The organism is Acidovorax sp. LjRoot204 (genome assembly GCF_056175785.1).
Window position 1 is genome coordinate 23,454 of record NZ_JBGFFF010000003.1, and the last position, 16,933, is coordinate 40,386.

The 16,933-nt window shown below is 64.1% G+C and carries 16 protein-coding genes and 2 pseudogenes; 13 read left to right on the top strand and 5 right to left on the bottom strand.

All coding sequences use genetic code 11. The features are described 5' to 3' along the window. Positions 1 to 5: 5 nt before the first annotated feature. The 6 genes and pseudogenes from AC04MI_RS01075 to AC04MI_RS01100 form a co-directional block, all read left to right on the top strand. Positions 6 to 2,915 (top strand): DNA topoisomerase III, encoded by a 2,910-nt coding sequence (locus AC04MI_RS01075; RefSeq protein ID WP_436076746.1) that lies wholly within the window; start codon positions 6 to 8, stop codon positions 2,913 to 2,915. Further along, positions 2,912 to 3,142: a hypothetical protein gene (locus AC04MI_RS01080; RefSeq protein WP_288853149.1), complete on the top strand. Its 231-nt coding sequence runs from the start codon at positions 2,912 to 2,914 to the stop codon at positions 3,140 to 3,142. The genes AC04MI_RS01075 and AC04MI_RS01080 overlap by 4 nt, the downstream gene beginning before the upstream one ends. 85 nt (positions 3,143 to 3,227) lie before the next feature. Continuing rightward, positions 3,228 to 4,004, top strand: coding sequence for a helix-turn-helix transcriptional regulator (locus AC04MI_RS01085; protein WP_436076745.1), 777 nt, complete (start codon positions 3,228 to 3,230; stop codon positions 4,002 to 4,004). A 115-nt stretch (positions 4,005 to 4,119) separates the two neighbouring features. Beyond that, positions 4,120 to 4,713, top strand: coding sequence for a YbhB/YbcL family Raf kinase inhibitor-like protein (locus AC04MI_RS01090; protein WP_436076744.1), 594 nt, complete (start codon positions 4,120 to 4,122; stop codon positions 4,711 to 4,713). Positions 4,714 to 4,780: 67 nt separating this feature from the next. Then, a complete protein-coding gene (locus AC04MI_RS01095; protein WP_192419248.1) occupies positions 4,781 to 5,131 on the top strand; it encodes a DUF4124 domain-containing protein in 351 nt (116 codons plus the stop codon). A gap of 147 nt (positions 5,132 to 5,278) precedes the next feature. Continuing rightward, positions 5,279 to 5,524: pseudogene (locus AC04MI_RS01100) on the top strand (DUF2834 domain-containing protein); the annotation flags it as partial. A 53-nt stretch (positions 5,525 to 5,577) separates the two neighbouring features. Here AC04MI_RS01100 and AC04MI_RS01105 read toward each other — a convergent pair. Continuing rightward, positions 5,578 to 6,408 (bottom strand): AraC family transcriptional regulator, encoded by an 831-nt coding sequence (locus AC04MI_RS01105; RefSeq protein ID WP_370539890.1) that lies wholly within the window; start codon positions 6,406 to 6,408, stop codon positions 5,578 to 5,580. A 194-nt stretch (positions 6,409 to 6,602) separates the two neighbouring features. On the opposite strand from AC04MI_RS01105, the gene AC04MI_RS01110 reads away from it, so the two are divergent. The 5 genes from AC04MI_RS01110 to AC04MI_RS01130 all read left to right on the top strand — a co-directional run bounded on the left by AC04MI_RS01110 (position 6,603) and on the right by AC04MI_RS01130 (position 9,845). Next, the gene (locus AC04MI_RS01110; RefSeq protein ID WP_395458141.1) at positions 6,603 to 7,358 is read left to right on the top strand and encodes a tyrosine-protein phosphatase; all 756 of its coding nucleotides are present in this window, start codon (positions 6,603 to 6,605) and stop codon (positions 7,356 to 7,358) included. A gap of 161 nt (positions 7,359 to 7,519) precedes the next feature. After that, a complete protein-coding gene (locus AC04MI_RS01115; protein ID WP_395457033.1) occupies positions 7,520 to 7,900 on the top strand; it encodes a BPSL0067 family protein in 381 nt (126 codons plus the stop codon). 5 nt (positions 7,901 to 7,905) lie between these two features. After that, on the top strand, positions 7,906 to 8,373 hold the full coding sequence (locus tag AC04MI_RS01120; protein WP_395457035.1) for an STY0301 family protein: 468 nt from the start codon (positions 7,906 to 7,908) through the stop codon (positions 8,371 to 8,373). Between the two features lie 214 nt (positions 8,374 to 8,587). Further along, positions 8,588 to 9,538, top strand: coding sequence for a peptidoglycan recognition protein family protein (locus tag AC04MI_RS01125; protein ID WP_395457037.1), 951 nt, complete (start codon positions 8,588 to 8,590; stop codon positions 9,536 to 9,538). Between the two features lies 1 nt (position 9,539). Beyond that, positions 9,540 to 9,845 (top strand): hypothetical protein, encoded by a 306-nt coding sequence (locus tag AC04MI_RS01130; RefSeq protein ID WP_436076742.1) that lies wholly within the window; start codon positions 9,540 to 9,542, stop codon positions 9,843 to 9,845. Between the two features lie 396 nt (positions 9,846 to 10,241). On the opposite strand, the gene AC04MI_RS01135 is transcribed toward AC04MI_RS01130, so the two are convergent. The 3 genes from AC04MI_RS01135 to AC04MI_RS01145 all read right to left on the bottom strand — a co-directional run bounded on the left by AC04MI_RS01135 (position 10,242) and on the right by AC04MI_RS01145 (position 13,345). Then, positions 10,242 to 11,549 carry an MFS transporter gene (locus AC04MI_RS01135; RefSeq protein WP_436076741.1) on the bottom strand — a complete coding sequence of 436 codons (1,308 nt, stop codon included), beginning with the start codon at positions 11,547 to 11,549 and terminating at the stop codon, positions 10,242 to 10,244. Between the two features lie 231 nt (positions 11,550 to 11,780). After that, positions 11,781 to 12,425 carry an NADPH-dependent F420 reductase gene (locus tag AC04MI_RS01140; protein ID WP_436075964.1) on the bottom strand — a complete coding sequence of 215 codons (645 nt, stop codon included), beginning with the start codon at positions 12,423 to 12,425 and terminating at the stop codon, positions 11,781 to 11,783. Between the two features lie 83 nt (positions 12,426 to 12,508). Then, positions 12,509 to 13,345: a pirin family protein gene (locus tag AC04MI_RS01145; protein WP_436075965.1), complete on the bottom strand. Its 837-nt coding sequence runs from the start codon at positions 13,343 to 13,345 to the stop codon at positions 12,509 to 12,511. Positions 13,346 to 13,461: 116 nt separating this feature from the next. Here AC04MI_RS01145 and AC04MI_RS01150 point away from each other — a divergent pair, with 116 nt between their 5' ends. Together AC04MI_RS01150 and AC04MI_RS01155 are read left to right on the top strand one after the other, a co-directional pair. After that, positions 13,462 to 14,382, top strand: a complete 921-nt coding sequence (locus AC04MI_RS01150) for a LysR family transcriptional regulator (RefSeq protein ID WP_436075966.1) — start codon at positions 13,462 to 13,464, stop codon at positions 14,380 to 14,382. Positions 14,383 to 14,529: 147 nt separating this feature from the next. Next, complete coding sequence (locus tag AC04MI_RS01155) at positions 14,530 to 15,951, top strand: DUF2130 domain-containing protein (protein WP_436076740.1); 1,422 nt, start codon at positions 14,530 to 14,532, stop codon at positions 15,949 to 15,951. 66 nt (positions 15,952 to 16,017) lie between these two features. Here the strand turns inward: AC04MI_RS01155 and AC04MI_RS01160 are convergent. After that, a pseudogene (locus AC04MI_RS01160) lies at positions 16,018 to 16,614 on the bottom strand (flavin reductase family protein). Positions 16,615 to 16,933 lie beyond the last annotated feature (319 nt).

The following is a 16,933-nucleotide window of genomic DNA, read 5'->3' on the forward strand; positions in this document are numbered from 1 at the left end:
AAAAAATGACCAAGACCCTGGTAATTGCAGAGAAACCCTCGGTGGCGCAAGACATCGTGCGCGCACTGACCCCCGTAGCGGGCAAGTTCGAGAAGCACGAAGACCACTTCGAGAACGACCGCTATGTAGTCACCAGCGCCGTGGGCCACCTGGTGGAGATCCAGGCCCCCGAGCAGTTTGACGTGAAGCGCGGCAAGTGGAGCTTTGCGCACCTGCCTGTGATCCCGCCGTACTTTGACCTGAAGCCCGTGGACAAGACCAAGAGCCGCCTGAACGCGGTGGTCAAGCAGGCCAAGCGCAAGGACGTGACACAGCTCATCAACGCCTGCGACGCGGGCCGCGAGGGGGAGCTGATCTTCCGCCTGATCGAACAGTACGCCGGTGGCGCCAAGCCTCTGGGCAAACCGGTCAAGCGCCTGTGGCTGCAGTCCATGACGCCCCAGGCCATCCGCGACGGCTTTGATGCGCTGCGCACCGAGCAGCAGATGGCGGGCCTGGCCAGCGCGGCCCGCAGCCGCTCTGAGGCCGACTGGCTGGTGGGCATCAATGGCACGCGGGCCATGACGGCGTTCAACTCGCGCGATGGTGGGTTCTTCTTGACCACCGTGGGCCGGGTGCAGACGCCCACGCTGTCGCTGGTGGTGGAGCGCGAGGAAAAGATCCGCAAGTTCATCAGCCGCGACTATTGGGAAATCCACGCCACCTTTGGCGCGGAAGCCGGCGAGTACCCCGCCAAGTGGTTCGACCCCAAGTGGAAGAAGGGCGAGGATGTGGAAATGCGCGCGGACCGCGTGTGGTCCGCCGCCGAGGCACAGTCAATAGCCAACGCCGTGCGCGGCAAGCAGGCCACGGTCACCGAAGAAAGCAAGCCCACCACACAGGCATCGCCCCTGCTGTTCGACCTGACCAGCCTGCAGCGCGAGGCCAACGGCAAGTTCGGCTTTTCGGCCAAGACCACGCTGGCCCTGGCGCAAAGCCTGTACGAGCGCCACAAGGCCCTGACCTACCCACGTACCGACTCGCGCGCGCTACCGGAAGACTATTTGCCGGTGGCCAAGCAGACCTTCGAGATGCTGGCCGACAGCGGCATGCGGCATCTGGCGCCCCACGCGCTCACGGCGCTGAACAACAACTACGTGCGCCCGTCCAAGCGCATCTTCGATAACAGCAAGGTCAGCGATCACTTTGCCATCATCCCCACGCTGCAGGCGCCGAGCGGCCTGAGCGAGGCCGAGCAAAAGCTGTACGACCTGGTCGTGCGCCGCTTCATGGCTGTGTTCTTCCCGAGCGCGGAATACACGGTGACCACGCGCATCAGCACCGTGGCGCCCCACAGCTTCAAGACCGAAGGCAAGGTGTTGGTCAAGCCGGGCTGGCTGGCCATCTACGGCAAGGAAGCAGCCGACGAGGTGGAAGGTGGCAAGGACGGCGACAAGGGCCAAAACCTGGTGCCCGTGAAGCCTGGCGAGAGCGTCAACACCCTGGCCGCTGACCCCAAGGGCCTCAAGACCAAGCCGCCCGCCCGCTACTCCGAAGCCACGCTGCTGGGCGCCATGGAAAGCGCTGGCAAGCAGATCGACGATGACGAACTGCGCGAAGCCATGCAGGAAAAGGGCCTGGGCACGCCTGCCACGCGTGCGGCCATCATCGAAGGCCTGCTGACCGAGAAGTACATGCTGCGCGAGGGCCGCGAGATCATCCCCACGGCCAAGGCCTTCCAGCTCATGACGCTGCTGCGCGGGCTGGAGGTCGAGGAACTCTGCCGCGCCGACCTGACCGGCGAATGGGAGTTCAAGCTCTCGCAGATGGAAAAGGGCCAGCTCAGCCGCGAATCCTTCATGGCCGAGATCGCCGCCATGACCGAGCGCATGGTCAAGAAGGCCAAGGAATACGACCGCGACACTATCCCCGGCGACTACGCCACACTTGAATCGCCCTGCCCCAACTGCGGCGGTGTGGTGAAGGAAAACTACCGCCGCTTTGCCTGTGTGGGCAAGGCGGGCGCGGAGCCTTGTGGATTCAGCTTCGGCAAATCACCCGCAGGCCGCACGTTCGAGACGGCAGAGGCCAATGCCCTGCTGCGGGACAAGAAGATCGGCCCGCTGGAGGGCTTCCGTTCCAAGGCGGGCTGGCCCTTCACCTCCGAGATCGTCATCAAGTACGACGAAGAGGCGCACAACTACAAGCTCGAGTTCGACTTCGGCGACGACAAGAAGGGCGAAGAGTCCGGCGAGATCGTGGAGTTTGAAGACGCCGCGCTCGGCCCTTGCCCCATCTGCGGATCGGAAGTGCACGAACACGGCAGCAACTATGTGTGCAGCAAGGCCGTGCCCACCGCGGCGCAGCCCACGCCCAGCTGCACCTTCAAGAGCGGCAAGATCATCCTGCAGCAGCCCGTGGAGCGCGAGCAGATGCACAAGCTGCTGGAGACCGGCAAGACCGACCTGCTCGACAAGTTCGTGAGCATGCGCACGCGCCGCAACTTCAAGGCCCACCTGGCGTGGGACAAGGAGGCGGGCAAGGTCAACTTTGAATTCGCACCCAGCAAGTTCCCACCCCGTCCGGGCGCCGCTTCAAAAACAATAGCAACCAAGGCAAAAGCCACTAGCGCTACCGCCAAAAAAACCCCTGCAAAGAAGGCCGCAGCCAAAACGACGGCTGCCAAAGCCCCGCGCAAGGCCGCCGCAGGCAAGGCCCCCAGCGCAGCGCTGGCCGCCGTGATCGGCACCGAGCCGGTGGCGCGCCCCGAGGCCGTGAAGAAGATGTGGGAATACATCAAGGCCCACAACCTGCAAGACCCCAAGGACAAACGCACCATCGTCGCTGACGACAAGCTGCGCGCCGTGTTCGGCAAGGACAGCGCGGGCATGTTTGAGCTGGCGGGCATCCTGGGCAACCACCTGGGCGGCGAATGATGAAGCCGCTGCACACGGAACACACCGCATCGCCCGCACGGTGCGCCCAAGACACTTGGCGCACCGCGCTGGTGGCCTTGGTGATCGCGGGGGCACTGGGGGGTTGCACCACCACAGGCTCCGCGCGCTCCAGCGACCCGGCCAGCCAGCAGCAGCCCCAGGGCGCGAGCGGCGTGACCGTGTTTGGCGATATCGACGTGAACGTGACGCGGGAGCGCACCCGCTGACTGCAAGCTGCCACCGCGCGCAGCCCGTCTTGAACCAGCACGGGGCCGGGCGGATGATGGAACGTGAGCCGCAAGGGAGAGATTGATGGTCGAACCCGCACTGTCGTTGCAGATTGCCACCACGGTGCACCACCGCATCCACACTGTCACGGTGCGCATGGATTCGGTGGGCTGGGTGGTCTCTGGCACCAAGCACCTGGTCACACCGGGCGGGGCGCACCGCTATCCCAGCGGGCGGGTGTTTGTGCTGCCGCGTGGCGCGCAGTGGGAGGTGGTCAACGACCCCGCCCCACAAGGCCGCTATGTGGCGCGACTGCTGTGTTTTGCACCCGAACTGGTGGAGCAGTTTCACCGCCAGTTCGGCCAGTTTGCGGCCGTGCCTGCGGTGCAGGGCTGTGCGGGCCTGGCGGCCGATGCGGCATTTGAAGACAGTTACCGGCGTGCCCTGGCCGCGCTGGAGAGCGATGCCAGCTCGCAGGCGCTGCGCGAACACCGCGCGCTCGAGGTGCTGCTGATGCTGGCCGAGGCAGGCATCGTCTTCGCCCCGCCCGGCGAGCTGGGCTGGGCCGAGCGGGTGCGCCGCCTGGTGAGCCCCAGCCCGCAGGCTGACTGGACGGTGGAGCGTATCGCCGCTGCCTTTGGCACCAGCGCCAGCACCCTGCAGCGCCGCCTGGCACAAGAGGGCGAAACCGTGAGCCAGTGCCTGCGCGATGTGCGGCTGGAGACGGCGCTGGTGCTGCTGCAAAGCTCCACGCTGCAAGTGTCCGAAATCGCAGCGCGCTGCGGCTACGAGTCGCACAGCCGCTTCAGCGCGGCCTTCCGCGAGCGTTTTGGCTTTCCGCCCTCGCAACTGAGGCCCTGATTACTTCGGCTGACGCACAGCGCACAGCCTTTGATGCCGCCGGGCCAGTGCGAAGGCGTGGCACACCGCACCATCAAGTCCTTGTTTCACCCCGCTATCGCAAGGAGCCTTTCGGATGTCTTTTCCTCTTTCGCGCCCCCTCCGCGCCCTGTCTGCCGTCGCCACCCTGGGCCTTGCACTGGCCGCCCAGGCCCAGGCCTTCACCCTCACCAGCCCCGACTTTGCCGAAGGCAACACGCTGCCCCAGCGCTTCGAGTTCAAGGGCTTTGGCTGCGCGGGCGACAACCAATCACCCGCCCTGCGTTGGAGCGGCGCACCTGCGGGTACACAGAGCTTTGCCGTCACTGCCTACGACCCCGACGCGCCCACAGGCTCGGGCTGGTGGCACTGGTCGGTGGTGAACATCCCCGCCAGCGTCACCGAGCTGCAGCCCGACGCCGGTGCTGCTGGCGGCGCCAAGCTGCCCGCAGGCGCCAGCCATGTGCGCATCGACTACGGCGTGGCCGCCTGGGGCGGGGCGTGCCCGCCCGAGGGGGATGCGCCGCACCGCTACATCTTCACCGTACACGCACTCAAGGTGCCACGCCTGGACCTGCCTGCCGACGCCACCGCTGCGCTGGCGGGCTACATGATCAACGCCAACAGCCTGGGCAAGGCCACACTCACGGTGCGCTACGGGCGCCCTGCGGCCCAAGGCAGGCAGCAGTGACCGTGTGGGGTGGGGCACTGTGATGTTTTAAGCTTGGTGGTCATTCACCCCACTGCAGGCCCACCCCATGCGCAGCCCCCGCGAACGAGCCCTCTGGTCCCTTCTGGCCGCACTGCTGCTGGCCGCCGCAGCAGCGGCGTGGTGGACCGCCGACCAGTGGCTGCCCCAGGCCGGACCCTGGACCGAACAGGCCTGGAAAAAGATCACCCGCCCCGGGCCCGAGTCCCTGCCACCCGACAAGCGCCCCGCTGCTGCGCAGGCCCGCCCGGCGCCGGCGGGCGCGTCCCAGCCCGTGGCGCCGCAGCCGCGCAAATGCGTGCGGGACGGCCGCACCGCCTACACCGACCAGCCCTGCCCCCAGGGCAGCCAGGAGCTACCGGTGGATGGCGCAGTCACGTCGCTGCCGCCTGCGCAGTAAGCGGCTGGCGGCCAGCTGTTGATGGCGTGCAGGCCTGTGGTGGGCATGTCGTTTTTTTCCTAGCCGGCGAGGGGGCTGCACAGATTCAATCGGTGCATTGATTCACTACCCCAGGCCTCTCTCTTTCTTTGGGGGCCGCATGCACCGATGCACCACCACCAACCCCTGCGCGTTTTTCTTTTTCTGCTGGCCGCCCTGGGCCTGGCCATCCCCTGGTACTTCAACACCGTGTACTTTCTGGCCGGTGGCAGCGTGATGCCCGATGTTTTCTGGCGCGACGCCTTTGCCAACGCGCTCACCACCGGCATCACCTGCGACGTGTACCTGGCCGCCGTGGCGTTCTCGGCCTGGGTGGCGGCCGACCGCCGCCTGGGCGCGTGGCGCTGGGCTTACATCGCGGCTTGCTTCGGCATTGGTCTCGCGTTTGTGATGCCGCTGTACCTGGCTCAACGCCTGCGCAGGGACGCTGATCCCTCCAGCGGCGGACCCAGCTGCGCCTGTGCGCCCACCTGCAGGGGCCAGTGTTCGGTGACCGGCCTGCGGCTGCCCTGCACCAGGGCCTGTAGCGGCTGGCCCGCCAGCCTGCGCACATCACGCGCCATGTGCGACTGGTCGTAGTAGCCCTGGTCCACCGCCAGTTCCACCACAGGGCCGTCGGGCGCGGCCAGCGCGCTCCCCAGTGCGGTGTTCAACCGCGCAATCACCTGAAACTGCTTGGGCGCCATGCCCCAGTGCGCCACAAAGCGCCGCTCAAACTGCCGCTGGCTCAGGCCCAGACGCTGGCCTGCGTCTTTTGCATCGTCGTTGGCCGCGTGTAGCAAAGCCAGCGCCTGTTGCCGCCGCGCCTCGCAGGGCGATGGCGGCGCAACCCACTGGCGGATGAAGTCGCACAGCACCTGCAGCCGCGCACCATCGTCCGCGGCTGCCCGCACCGCGTGTTCCACCTCCGCCCACCCAGGGCCCACCAGGTCTGCCAGCGGCCGCAGCGTGTTCACCACTCCACGCGCACTGGCAAACAGCGCCGCCGCTGCCGAAGGCTGCAGCACCAGCCCCACGGCCTGCACCGGCCCGCTGTGTTCATACACCGTGGCCGTGGTGCTGGCGCTCATCCATGCTGACTGCGGCACGGGCGCGCCCCGGCACACCACCTGCCCGGCCAGCCGCACCACCAGCATGCTCGCCACCATGGCCGGGAAATGCGATTGCGTCAGCGCCGCCGGGGCATTGACCACCACGGCAGCCATCAGCCAGGGCTGCAAATCGGAGGGGACGGGCACCAAGCGCTGCATATCCGCATTCTGCATATCGACGTGGCGCAGGTGGCGGCTTTCGGGGTGGGTGGCCAGCCAGTCAGCCGTCGTACTCGACGTTCTCCAGCCACCCGTGCGACATGCAGCTGCCGCAGTGCCCGACTATCCTTGTTGCTTTCGTATCCCCACCCACCACCCACCACTCAACCGTGCCAAGCACCATGCAGCAAGAGCAAGCCCCCACCCGGTCCGTCCACCTCGCAGGCGCCACCAACTTCCGCGACCTCGGCGGCTACACCGGCCACGGCGGCCGCCCGGTGAAATGGCGCCGCATCTTCCGCTCTGACCACCTGGCGGGCCTGACGCCCGAGGACCAGGCCCTGCTGGCAGACCTGGGCGTGGCCCGCGCGGTGGACTTTCGCGGCCAGGCCGAAAGCGCCGCGTATGCCTACGCACTGCCCGGCGTGGCCTACCACCCGTTGCACATCGAACCCACCGTGGTGCAGCGCGCGCTGGAGCTGCAACGCACCGGCCGCCAGCTCACGGCGCAAGACGCCGTGGGCCTGATGCAGGACACCTACCGGGGTTTTGTGCACGACAACGCCCCGCGTTTTGCCGAGCTGTTCCGCCTGCTGCTCGCCAGCGATGCACCCACCGTGTTCCATTGCACCGCTGGCAAAGACCGCACCGGCTTTGCCGCCGCCCTCATCCTGCTGACCCTGGGCGTACCGCGCGATGTGGTCATGCACGACTACCTGCTCACCAACACGCTCTACCAGCGCCCGCCCGGCATGGGCAGCCACGCGCCGGAAGAAGTGCTGCGCGTGCTGTGGCGTGTGCAAGAGGAGTTTCTGGACGCCGCCCTGCACATGGTGGACAACGACTATGGCGGTCTGCAGGCGTATCTGGTGGACGTGCTGGGTATTGACGCTGCCGCACAGAAAGAATTGGCAGAGCTGTATCTGCAGGCAGAGTAGGGCTCGTGCAGGTCGCAGACAGGCAAGCGGCCACCAATATCTGCACACAAGCGGTTTCCAATGTCACGTTTTGCGGCTGTGCAGCGCTCCTAGAATTCGGCCGCCCCAAACGCCTGAACGAGCCCTGACAGGTGTGTTTGTGCGGCTTTGCCAGCAAACGAATGTCATACATCTACGACAACCCAGAGTCCTTGGCCAAGCAACCGCTCGTGGGCACGCACCACTGCGTTGCACTTGTTAAGCACTACGCCAGAGCTCCAGCCTCATCGCTCTGGAGAGAAGGGGCCTCTGTGAAAGGCAATATGCTGCTCAAAAAGGGCACTGCCATCGCAACCTTCGTCAACGGAAAGTACCCAAACCAGGGCACTGGCAACCATGCGGCGTTGTATGTGTCTCAGGATGCATCGGGAATCACGGTCATCGATCAATGGTCCGGCAGCGGCACGATCCGCTTGCGTCGGTTGATATTTCTCGGAAAGGACAAGACCGGGAAATATGTTGACCCCAGCAACAATGGCGACGCGTTCTCGGTGGTGGAGTAATCGGTATGACGAATAAATTTGGCCTAAGTCTTTCACTGATTGTTTTGAGCGCGAGCGGCGCTGCCATCGCGCAAGAGGCCCCGGGCAACGCGGCGGCCCACAAGGCCACCGCTTGCCCACCATCAATTCAGGTCCAACAGACGCCCTCGCCCGCCCTTATTTCAGATTGGCAAACCCGCAGCAGCAACGACACGCATCCTCTTGCCAATATTTCCTTCTACGCGGGGCCACCAGAGGAGATGGCCCAACTAGCGCCCAGCAGCGCGCAGCGCAAAGGCAAGACGCTCACCTCGCGGTGGCTGTTAGCTCCGACCGACCGCGTTTACTGGGTAGCTTGTGAATACGCCGGGACATCGGCCACTGCTACCAAGCCGCTCGACAAAAACATTGCGTCTTGTGTTGCCGAGCACGACATGAACAGCTCGCCACCAGTGCTTAAACGATGGAGCTGCCGCGGAGGCACCGCAGGGTAGCAGGCTGCTCAAATGCCTCTCGACAACACCGAAAGCGGTATTCCCAGTGATCACTTGCCCCTTAGGGCTCTCAGAAAATCCCCTACAGGCTGTTTGATGGGGTCGAGCTTTTTGTGATTGGCATTTGCCAATCTGTATCTCAGCCGTCTGGTAGGGATGAGTGCTCCGTACCAAGACTCTCTGAGAGAGAGCACCATTTAATAAGATATTAATAATGGCCGAAATTCAAATCACTTCGCCAATTGGGAAAACTGTCGGAAATAACCCTCATGAGGTACAAGCGGTTCAGCGTGCTCTCAACCGCCATATGAATTGCAAGATCGGCTATCAGCCCATCAAAGAAGATGGCAGAATTTCTCCTGAAACACTCCAAGCAATCCATGTATTTCAAAAAATGATTGGCGTCACACCCGCAGACTCCATCATTCTTCCCCATGGTTCGACTCACAGGGCCCTGAATCAAGATATCATAAGAATTCTCAATCCCACCGCAGCATGCCTTGTTGCTGATCAAGAGAAAATCAGGCAAGTAATCATTGATCGGGTAAATATCGTTGAACGAAAAACGTGGCAGGCTTTGAACCCTGCCAAGATTCCCCAGAATGACTGGAGCTACCAGTCCATCGCCATTCATCATGCAGGCAATTCGTTTTCATGTGGGGCGAACGGTGTTGATGCGCTAAAGAACGCGGAGAAAATCGATATGAATAGCTTCGGACAAATTAGCTATCACTATGCTATCGATTGTCGAGGGGTGGTTTATGAAGCGCTTGATATTCGCCACAAGGGAGCTCACATTGAAAGGGGAAACACTGGTGTCATCGGAGTGGTTTTCCTGGCTGACTTGAGCGTCCGAGGTGAGGCATCCCGGCACGGTCCTGGTGTCGCAAACGTTACGCGAAGCAGGGGAGTGCGAGCCGGGGTTTCTGAGTTCTTGGGCGTGCAAAAGGATCAACTCGCGGTTAATCACGATGAGCCATCGGAGCTGCAAATGTCCAAAGCGGAAAAATTAGTCCAAACTTTGATCGAATTTTTTCCCATCAAACGACTTGGAGGGCATCGGGAATTTGCACAAGCTGCGGGCAGTAGCAGGGCATGCCCAGGAATTTACGGAATGATCATTGCGGAGCAATTGCGTAAAAAATTTGGTCTTGCAAAACCTTGATATGACAAAAAAAATCGCCTTTTTTATCGGCGCACTTTCTTTGTTTCTGACTGCATGGCTTTTTGTCGGGTTGGATCGATACGTTGGAGACCATGAAGTGGGGAGTGCGTGGAACCCCTTTATAAAGACAACCCCAACGTTTCAAGTTCTTTTCAGGAACCCTGCACAATATACACTCGATCGCGATCCATTTGATTCACTTGACAGTACCCGAAAAAATCAATTTTTGGAGTATTGCGGCATTCGATATGGGATTCACGATCCTCACCGCTGTGAGGAATATATTGAACAAATGCGGGTCAAGTAATAACTAGACGAGCGCACTTCAAATAGACATACGGTATTCAGTGCAAACGACTGGAACACCGTTGATCGGGGACCGGGGGGCCCCGACGGCCACGCTGGATAACGAGGTGTGGATCTGCCAGCTTAAGACCGGGGCCCCACAACGACACAGTAGCGCAGTTCACCGTTTATCGCAAGAAGGCTGTTTCATCAGTGCCAACACGCTGCCCACGCCGCCGCTTAGGCCACATTGCGCTGGCAGGGTTACCGCAGCGGATAGGATTCACTGTGTTCTAGCGTCTGGCCCACACATTTAACTACCGCCCCACGTGTTAGCGAGTGCTAGGGCCGTCAGCCATCTCACCCATGATTTTCTAGTACTGGCGAGCGCTACGGGCAGGTGTGCCGCCTGCCGTACTCACCTTGCAATGGGTTGCACACGCCCCACCCCACCCGACTGGCGCCGCACGCGCCAGAACAGCCAGCCCACGATCGACAGGTTCAGCAGATTCCATCCCATGCCGTTCAGGAACGCGGCGCGGTAGCTGCCCGTCAGGTCAAAGATCCAGCCCGACATCCAGCCCCCCAGCGCCATGCCGATCAGCGTGGCCATGATCACCGCACCCACCCGCGCACCGGCCTCCTGTGGGGCGAAATACTCGCGGATGATGATGGCGTAGGCGGGCACGATGCCGCCCTGGAACAGCCCGAACATCGCCGAGATGACATACAGCGGCACCAGCCCGTCAAACGGCAAAAACAGCGCCAGCCCCACGCCCTGCAGCGCCGAGCCCAGCAGCAGCGTGCGCACGCCGCCAATGCGGTCGCAGATCAGGCCCGACACCAGGCGGCTGACGATGCCGCAGGCCAGCATCAGCGACAGCATCTCGGCCCCGCGCGCCGCGCCAAAACCCAGGTCGGTGCAATAGGCCACGATGTGCACCTGCGGCATCGCCATGGCCACGCAGCACGCGACGCCCGCCACACACAGCAATAGCTGTGCATGCAGCGGGCGCAGACCGAACGGGCGGCTGCGGTCGAGCGGCAACGGCGAGGGCGCTGCACCCGACGCGGCCGGTGCCACCGCTGCCGATGCTGCATCCATCTGCGCCACCGGCGCGCGCTGGCGCATGCGCAGTGCCAGCAGCAGCATGCCCACCCCACACACAATGCCCAGCAGCACATAGGTGTGGCGCCAGCCGATCAGCTCAATGCCGTGCTGCACGATGGGCGGCCACAGCGCGCCCGCAATGTAGTTGCCGCTGGCGCAGATCGCCACCGCAATGCCCCGCCGCTTGTTCCACCACAGCGCGGTGTCTGCCATCAGCGGCGCAAACGTGGCCGAGCTGCCAATCAGCCCCATCAGCCCGTGCGCCAGCCCAAACCCCCAGATGCTGCCCGACAGCCCCGCCCACACAAACCCGCCACACACGGCCACCGCGCCCACGCACAGCACCGGCATCAGCCCATGGCGGTCGGCCATGCGGCCCGTCCAGATTCCGCCCAGCCCCAGGCACACCATCATCAACGTGTAGGGCAGCGACGCATCGGCACGGCCCACGCCAAACTCGGCCTGCACGGCGGGCAGCACCACCGACACCACATACATGCTGCTGTTGCCCAGCACCACCAGGCCCAACGTGGTCAGCAGGCGCCAGGCGGCTTGGCGAGAGTCGATCAGGGATGCGGGGGCGGCGGCAGAGGGGGGCGAAGAGGTGTTCGGCATGCGGGGCAATTTACCCCACAGCGCTGCAGGGACTTGCAGGGCGGCGTCATGGCTCGCTGAGTGCAAGGATGCGGCGCATCGATTGGTGTGATGTTTTAGCTGTTCGCACGGGCTGACCGCACACCCTGGAGGTGCCGCGGGTGGTGGGGCAGGGTCACTGCCACAGACCCCAGGCAACACGCGTTGATCGAGCTACCTGCAGTCTGAAAGTGCCAGGGCAGATACCCCTTCTCAGATCTTGATGAACTGGGCGGCCGACAACGCACCAAACGGCAACTCCGACAAACGCCCGCCCACCGCCAGCGTGCCCAGGTCCACCGGGAAGTAGCCGATGGCGTCCAGCACCTTGCGCACTTCGGCCTTGGCTGCGGCGTCGTCGCCTGCATAGAACATGGCGCGCTGGCCGCCCGACACTTGGGGCTGCGCCAGCACGTTCACATCCAGGTGGTTGAACGCCTTGACCACGCGGGCGCCGGGCACTAATTCGCTGAACACTTCGCTGGACGAGCGCCCGCCCAGGTCGATGGCCTTGATGCCGTAGGCCGCCAGCGGGTTGCTGGGGTCTTGGGCATCTGGCGAGTTGGGGTCCAGAAACGCCACGGGGTTGGTGCCGTCGATGACGATGCGACCATTCCACGCAGGCAGGCCACCCAGGGCCTGGCCCAGGTCTTCCCAGCGCACTGCGATGAGCACGATGTCTGCGGCGGCAGCCTCTGCCACGGTACCCGCTTTGATGGTGGGGCCCAGCTCAGCCACCAGCGCGGCCAGTGATTCCGGCCCGCGCCGGGTGGAGAGGGTGGCCGCCAGGCCTTTGCTGGCCAATGCGCGTGCCACGTTAGAGCCGAGTGCGCCTGAGCCGATGATGCCGATGTTCATGGTGTTTTCCTTGTCAATGAGTGAAGTGGGTGGAGAGAAAGGGAACAGTGAAAAGTCGAATGTGGAGGGGGATGTGAAAGGGATTAACCCAGCCGCCCGGCCTGGCGCAGTTGCGTGGCAATGCGCCGGATTTCTGTGGTGCCCTGCCGCAGTGCTGCCTGGCTGGTATGCACGGAGTAAGTCCCCATGACCAGCTCATGCGGGTGCGGCACGGCAGAGCCCAGCACGAAGCTGGTGGCTTCGGTGGCCACAAAGTCGATGCTTTGGTGGGTGGGCTCAAACGCCACCAGCTCGCCTGCCGCAATGGGTTCGCCCGCCGTCAGTGCGCCGGTGGCCACTGCCGCCCACGCCACGGTGTGGCCGGGGGGCGGGGTGTAGGTCCAGCGTTCGCCCTGGGCCAACTGCACGGCCAGATAGGTCATGCCCTCGGGCGCTGCCACGGGGCTGTGCACTGCGCCGTACTCGCCCAGCAGCACCCGCACCGGGCCCACCTGGGGCACCAGTTCGGGGGCGAGGTACTGGCTGTGGGCGGGGGCGTTTTCCAGCGCGGCGGGCAGGGCCACCCACAGCTGAAAGCCCCGGCCCGGCGTGTCGCCCACGGGGGCACCGGTGTGCCACACGCCGTTGCCAGCACGCATCCATTCGACGCCACCCGCAGGCAGCAGGCCCGCTTGGCCGGTGGTGTCTTCGTAGCGCACATCGCCTTCCGACAAGAACGTGACCGTGGCGATGCCCGAGTGGGGGTGCATGCCAAGGCCCTGCTGCGCTGCGCCGGGCTGAAAGTGCACCCGATCCAAAAAGATGAAGGGCTTGAGCACCTGGCCCAGGTCCCCAGGGCTCATGAGGCGGGTGATGGGGCCGTGCGTGGTGCCACGGGTGCGGTGGGTGATGGCGCGTGGGGCGGTGGCGGGTGCAGACATCAAGAGAACCTCGGAGGTGTTGAACTGATGCCTGTAGCTTAAAAATTCATCGATTGATTGACTAGATTGCGCAATATGATTGCACTCGTCCATTAATCGAATGAATGAGCGTGACCATGCTGGATCTGAACGACGTGGCCATCTTTGTGCAGGTGGTGCGCTGCGGCAGCTTTGCCGAAGCCTCGCGCCGCCTGGGCGTGCCGCCCAACACCCTGAGCCGCCGGGTGCAGCAGCTGGAAGCGCAGCTGGGCACCCGGCTGATGCAGCGCTCGACCCGCCACCTCACGCTCACCAGCGCGGGCCAGGTGTTTCTGGAGCGTTGCAGCGGCGCGGTAGAGGGGCTGATGGATGCGGGCGAGGAGCTGCTGGCGGTGAACCAGGAGCCCAGCGGCCTGGTGCGGGTGGCGGCCCCGGCTGATTTTTTTGATTTCTTTGCGATGGAGTGGCTGACCGAGTTCCTGGTCGCGCACCCCAAGGTGCGGGTGGACTTTGTGCTGAGCGACGGCCGCGCCGACCTGATTGCAGACCGGATTGATGTGGCGTTTCGCGGCGGCATTCTGGAGGACTCGGGCCTGTTTGCCCGCAAGGTGCTGGATGCGGGCAGCGACGGCCTGGTGGCCAGCCCGGCCTACATTGCCCGCCGGGGTGTTCCGGCCACGCTGCAAGACCTGGTGGACCACGACTGCCTGGCGTTCAGCCACCCCAGCGGCAAGGCCACCTGGCGCGTGACGGGGCCAGAGGGCGCACCGGCCGAGGTGCAGGTGACTGGCCGCTTCAGTGGCAACACGGCACAGGCCTTGCGCAAGGCCGCGCTGGCGGGCTTGGGCATTGCGCTGCTGCCCTCCACGCTGACGCAACGCGATCTGCGCGCTGGCCTGCTGGTGCCCATGCTTCCTGGATACCACCGGCTGGGGCATGGCGTGCACATGGTCTACCCCAGCAGGCGCTACCTGCCCTTGGCCGTGTCGGCGTTCATTGAGCTGGTCATCAGCAAGATGGGTGCGATGCAGGAGCTGCCACCCCAGGGCGATGGCTGATGACTGACGCGGTATGAATCCACGGGTGCCGTTCACGCTGGGTCTGTCAGCGCACTGCACGAGGCTTCGCAAGGCTCCGTCTGCTCACACTGCTGACCGCTATGCTCCCCACCCAACGAAACACAAACAACCCACACGGTGACCGCCATGCACGACATCATCTGCCCCCACTGCAACAAGGCGTTCAAGATTGACGAGACCGGGTATGCCGACATCCTCAAGCAGGTGCGGGACGCGGATTTCGCCGCGCAGTTGCACGAGCGGCTGGAGCTGGCCGAGCAGGACAAGCGCAATGCGGTGGCGCTGGCGCAGGCCCAGGTGGCCAATGAGCTGCAGAAGTCGGCGGCGGCCAAAGATGCCGAGATTCAGGCCCTGAAGGCGCAGCTGGGCGCGGGCGCGGTGGAGCGCGACATGGCGGTGGCGCAGGCCCTGGGCGCGGTGGAGAAGCAGCGCGACGCGCTGGAAAACAAGCTGGTGAGTGAGCTGGAGCGTGCGCGGCAGGCGCAGCAGGCAGCGGACCAGTTGGCACAAGCACGGCTGGCGCAGCAGCTGCAGGGCGTGGCCGCCCAAAAGGACGCCGAGATACAGCAGCTCAAATCACAACTGGACGCTGCCGAGGTGGCACGCAGGCTGGCGGTGACCGAGGCAGTCACGGTGGTGGCGCGGGAGCGCGACGAGCTCCAAAACAACCTGAACCTGGTGGTGGTGAAAAAGCAGCTGGAGGAGGCCGCTATCAAGGAACAGTACGCCTTGCAGCTGCGCGACCGGGACGGCGAGATTGCGCGGCTGCGGGACATGAAGGCGCGCCTGTCGACCAAGATGGTGGGAGAGACGCTGGAGCAGCACTGCGAGACGGAGTTCAACCGCATCCGCGCCACGGCGTTTCCCCGCGCCTACTTTGAAAAGGACAACGACGCGCGCAGCGGCAGCAAGGGCGATTACATCTTTCGCGACCTGGACGAGGCGGGCAACGAGATCGTCTCGATCATGTTCGAGATGAAGAACGAGAACGACGAGACGGCCACGAAGAAGCGCAACGAAGACTTCCTGAAAGAGCTGGACAAGGACCGCAACGAAAAGGGCTGCGAGTACGCGGTGCTGGTGTCGCTGCTGGAGCCCGAGAGCGAGCTGTACAACACCGGCATCGTGGACATGTTCTACCGCTATCCCAAGATGTATGTGGTGCGGCCGCAGTTCTTCATCCCCATCATCACGCTGCTGCGCAACGCTGCGATGAAGTCGTTGCAGTACAAGTCAGAGCTGGCGCTGGTGAAGGCGCAGAATCTGGACATCACCAAGTTCGAATCGCAGCTGGAAGAGTTCAAGGGCGCGTTTGGGCGCAACTGGCGCCTGGCATCGGACGGGTTCGAGGAAGCCATCAAGCGCATTGACGAGGCCATCAAGGACCTGGAGAAGACCAAGGAGGCGCTGCACAAGTCGGCCAACAACCTGCGCCTGGCCAACGACAAGGCCGAAGACCTCACGATCAAGAAGCTGACACGGGGCAATCCGACGATGGCGGCCAAATTTGCGGAACTCAAGCAGTTGGGGATTTCGGACGGGGAGTGATGCGGGGCGGGCACAACCGGTCTGCGGCTGCCCCGTCGCCATGGGTTGCATGAACGTTGAGCGGCCCTAGCCGCGCACCGACGCCCCCGTCGCATAAAACTGCCCGCCTGCCACGTAGTGCAGCGTGCGCAGGTCATCCGGCGCGGTGTCGAACTCCCAGTGCCCGTTGCGGAACACGCGGTCGTCAGCCCAGGCGGCCACCACTTCGCCGATAAAAAGGTCATAGGCCTGCTGGTTGTGCGGCTCGGGGATCACGCGGCACAGCAGCCAGGCGGCGCAGCCTTGCACCAGCGGGGGCGTGGCCTGCGCCGGGTGGCCGGGCGCTTCAAACAACGACACGCCATGGCGCTGCAGCTTGTCGGGCGTGGTCTTGGCGCTGTCGGTGCCCAGCGCTACGGTCAGCGCGGCCAGGGGCACGGTGGGCAACTGCAGCGCAAAGAAGCCGCTGGCCTCCACCAGCTCGCGCGTGCGCGTGGCCTTGTCGAGCACCACCGTGACCTTGGGCGGTGCAAAGTCCAGTGCGCAGGCCCACGATGCCGCCATGACGTTGTGCTGACCCGCGTGGGCGGCCTACACCAGCACGACGGGGCCGTGGTTGAGCAGGCTGTAGGCCTTGTCGAGGGGCACCGGGGTGAAGTGGGGGTGGGAGGCAGTGGGCAGCATGGGGTGTGACGGTGTGTTCAAAGGGCAATACCAGGGGATGGGGCAGTGCGTGGGGCCTGTGGGCGCTGCCGATATTTGCTATTAATTAGATAGCTATTCAGGCATATTGCACTAGCGCCATGGCGCATTTTTGCCTCAAAACGGCCTCCATGAAGCCTGTGGGGGCGCTCTGGGGCCAGCGGCACGGCCCGCCCAATGCCCCCGCCTCTGAGTGCCGCACAGGGGCTTGTGGCCCGCGCCGGTGATGGCGATAGCCACCCGCTAACATGCCAACGCCAACCGTTGGCCACAACCCGCCCCCTGAGGGGCCTACAGGAGA

Coding starts and splice junctions, on each gene's coding strand:
- AC04MI_RS01080 (WP_288853149.1), top strand. CDS start 2,912: ATGATGAAGCCGCTGCACACGGAACACACCGCATCGCCCGCACGGTGC.
- AC04MI_RS01140 (WP_436075964.1), bottom strand. CDS start 12,425: ATGAACATCGGCATCATCGGCTCAGGCGCACTCGGCTCTAACGTGGCA.
- AC04MI_RS01115 (WP_395457033.1), top strand. CDS start 7,520: ATGTCATACATCTACGACAACCCAGAGTCCTTGGCCAAGCAACCGCTC.
- AC04MI_RS01120 (WP_395457035.1), top strand. CDS start 7,906: ATGACGAATAAATTTGGCCTAAGTCTTTCACTGATTGTTTTGAGCGCG.
- AC04MI_RS01090 (WP_436076744.1), top strand. CDS start 4,120: ATGTCTTTTCCTCTTTCGCGCCCCCTCCGCGCCCTGTCTGCCGTCGCC.
- AC04MI_RS01130 (WP_436076742.1), top strand. CDS start 9,540: ATGACAAAAAAAATCGCCTTTTTTATCGGCGCACTTTCTTTGTTTCTG.
- AC04MI_RS01125 (WP_395457037.1), top strand. CDS start 8,588: ATGGCCGAAATTCAAATCACTTCGCCAATTGGGAAAACTGTCGGAAAT.
- AC04MI_RS01150 (WP_436075966.1), top strand. CDS start 13,462: ATGCTGGATCTGAACGACGTGGCCATCTTTGTGCAGGTGGTGCGCTGC.
- AC04MI_RS01155 (WP_436076740.1), top strand. CDS start 14,530: ATGCACGACATCATCTGCCCCCACTGCAACAAGGCGTTCAAGATTGAC.
- AC04MI_RS01110 (WP_395458141.1), top strand. CDS start 6,603: ATGCAGCAAGAGCAAGCCCCCACCCGGTCCGTCCACCTCGCAGGCGCC.
- AC04MI_RS01135 (WP_436076741.1), bottom strand. CDS start 11,549: ATGCCGAACACCTCTTCGCCCCCCTCTGCCGCCGCCCCCGCATCCCTG.
- AC04MI_RS01095 (WP_192419248.1), top strand. CDS start 4,781: ATGCGCAGCCCCCGCGAACGAGCCCTCTGGTCCCTTCTGGCCGCACTG.
- AC04MI_RS01085 (WP_436076745.1), top strand. CDS start 3,228: ATGGTCGAACCCGCACTGTCGTTGCAGATTGCCACCACGGTGCACCAC.
- AC04MI_RS01145 (WP_436075965.1), bottom strand. CDS start 13,345: ATGTCTGCACCCGCCACCGCCCCACGCGCCATCACCCACCGCACCCGT.
- AC04MI_RS01075 (WP_436076746.1), top strand. CDS start 6: ATGACCAAGACCCTGGTAATTGCAGAGAAACCCTCGGTGGCGCAAGAC.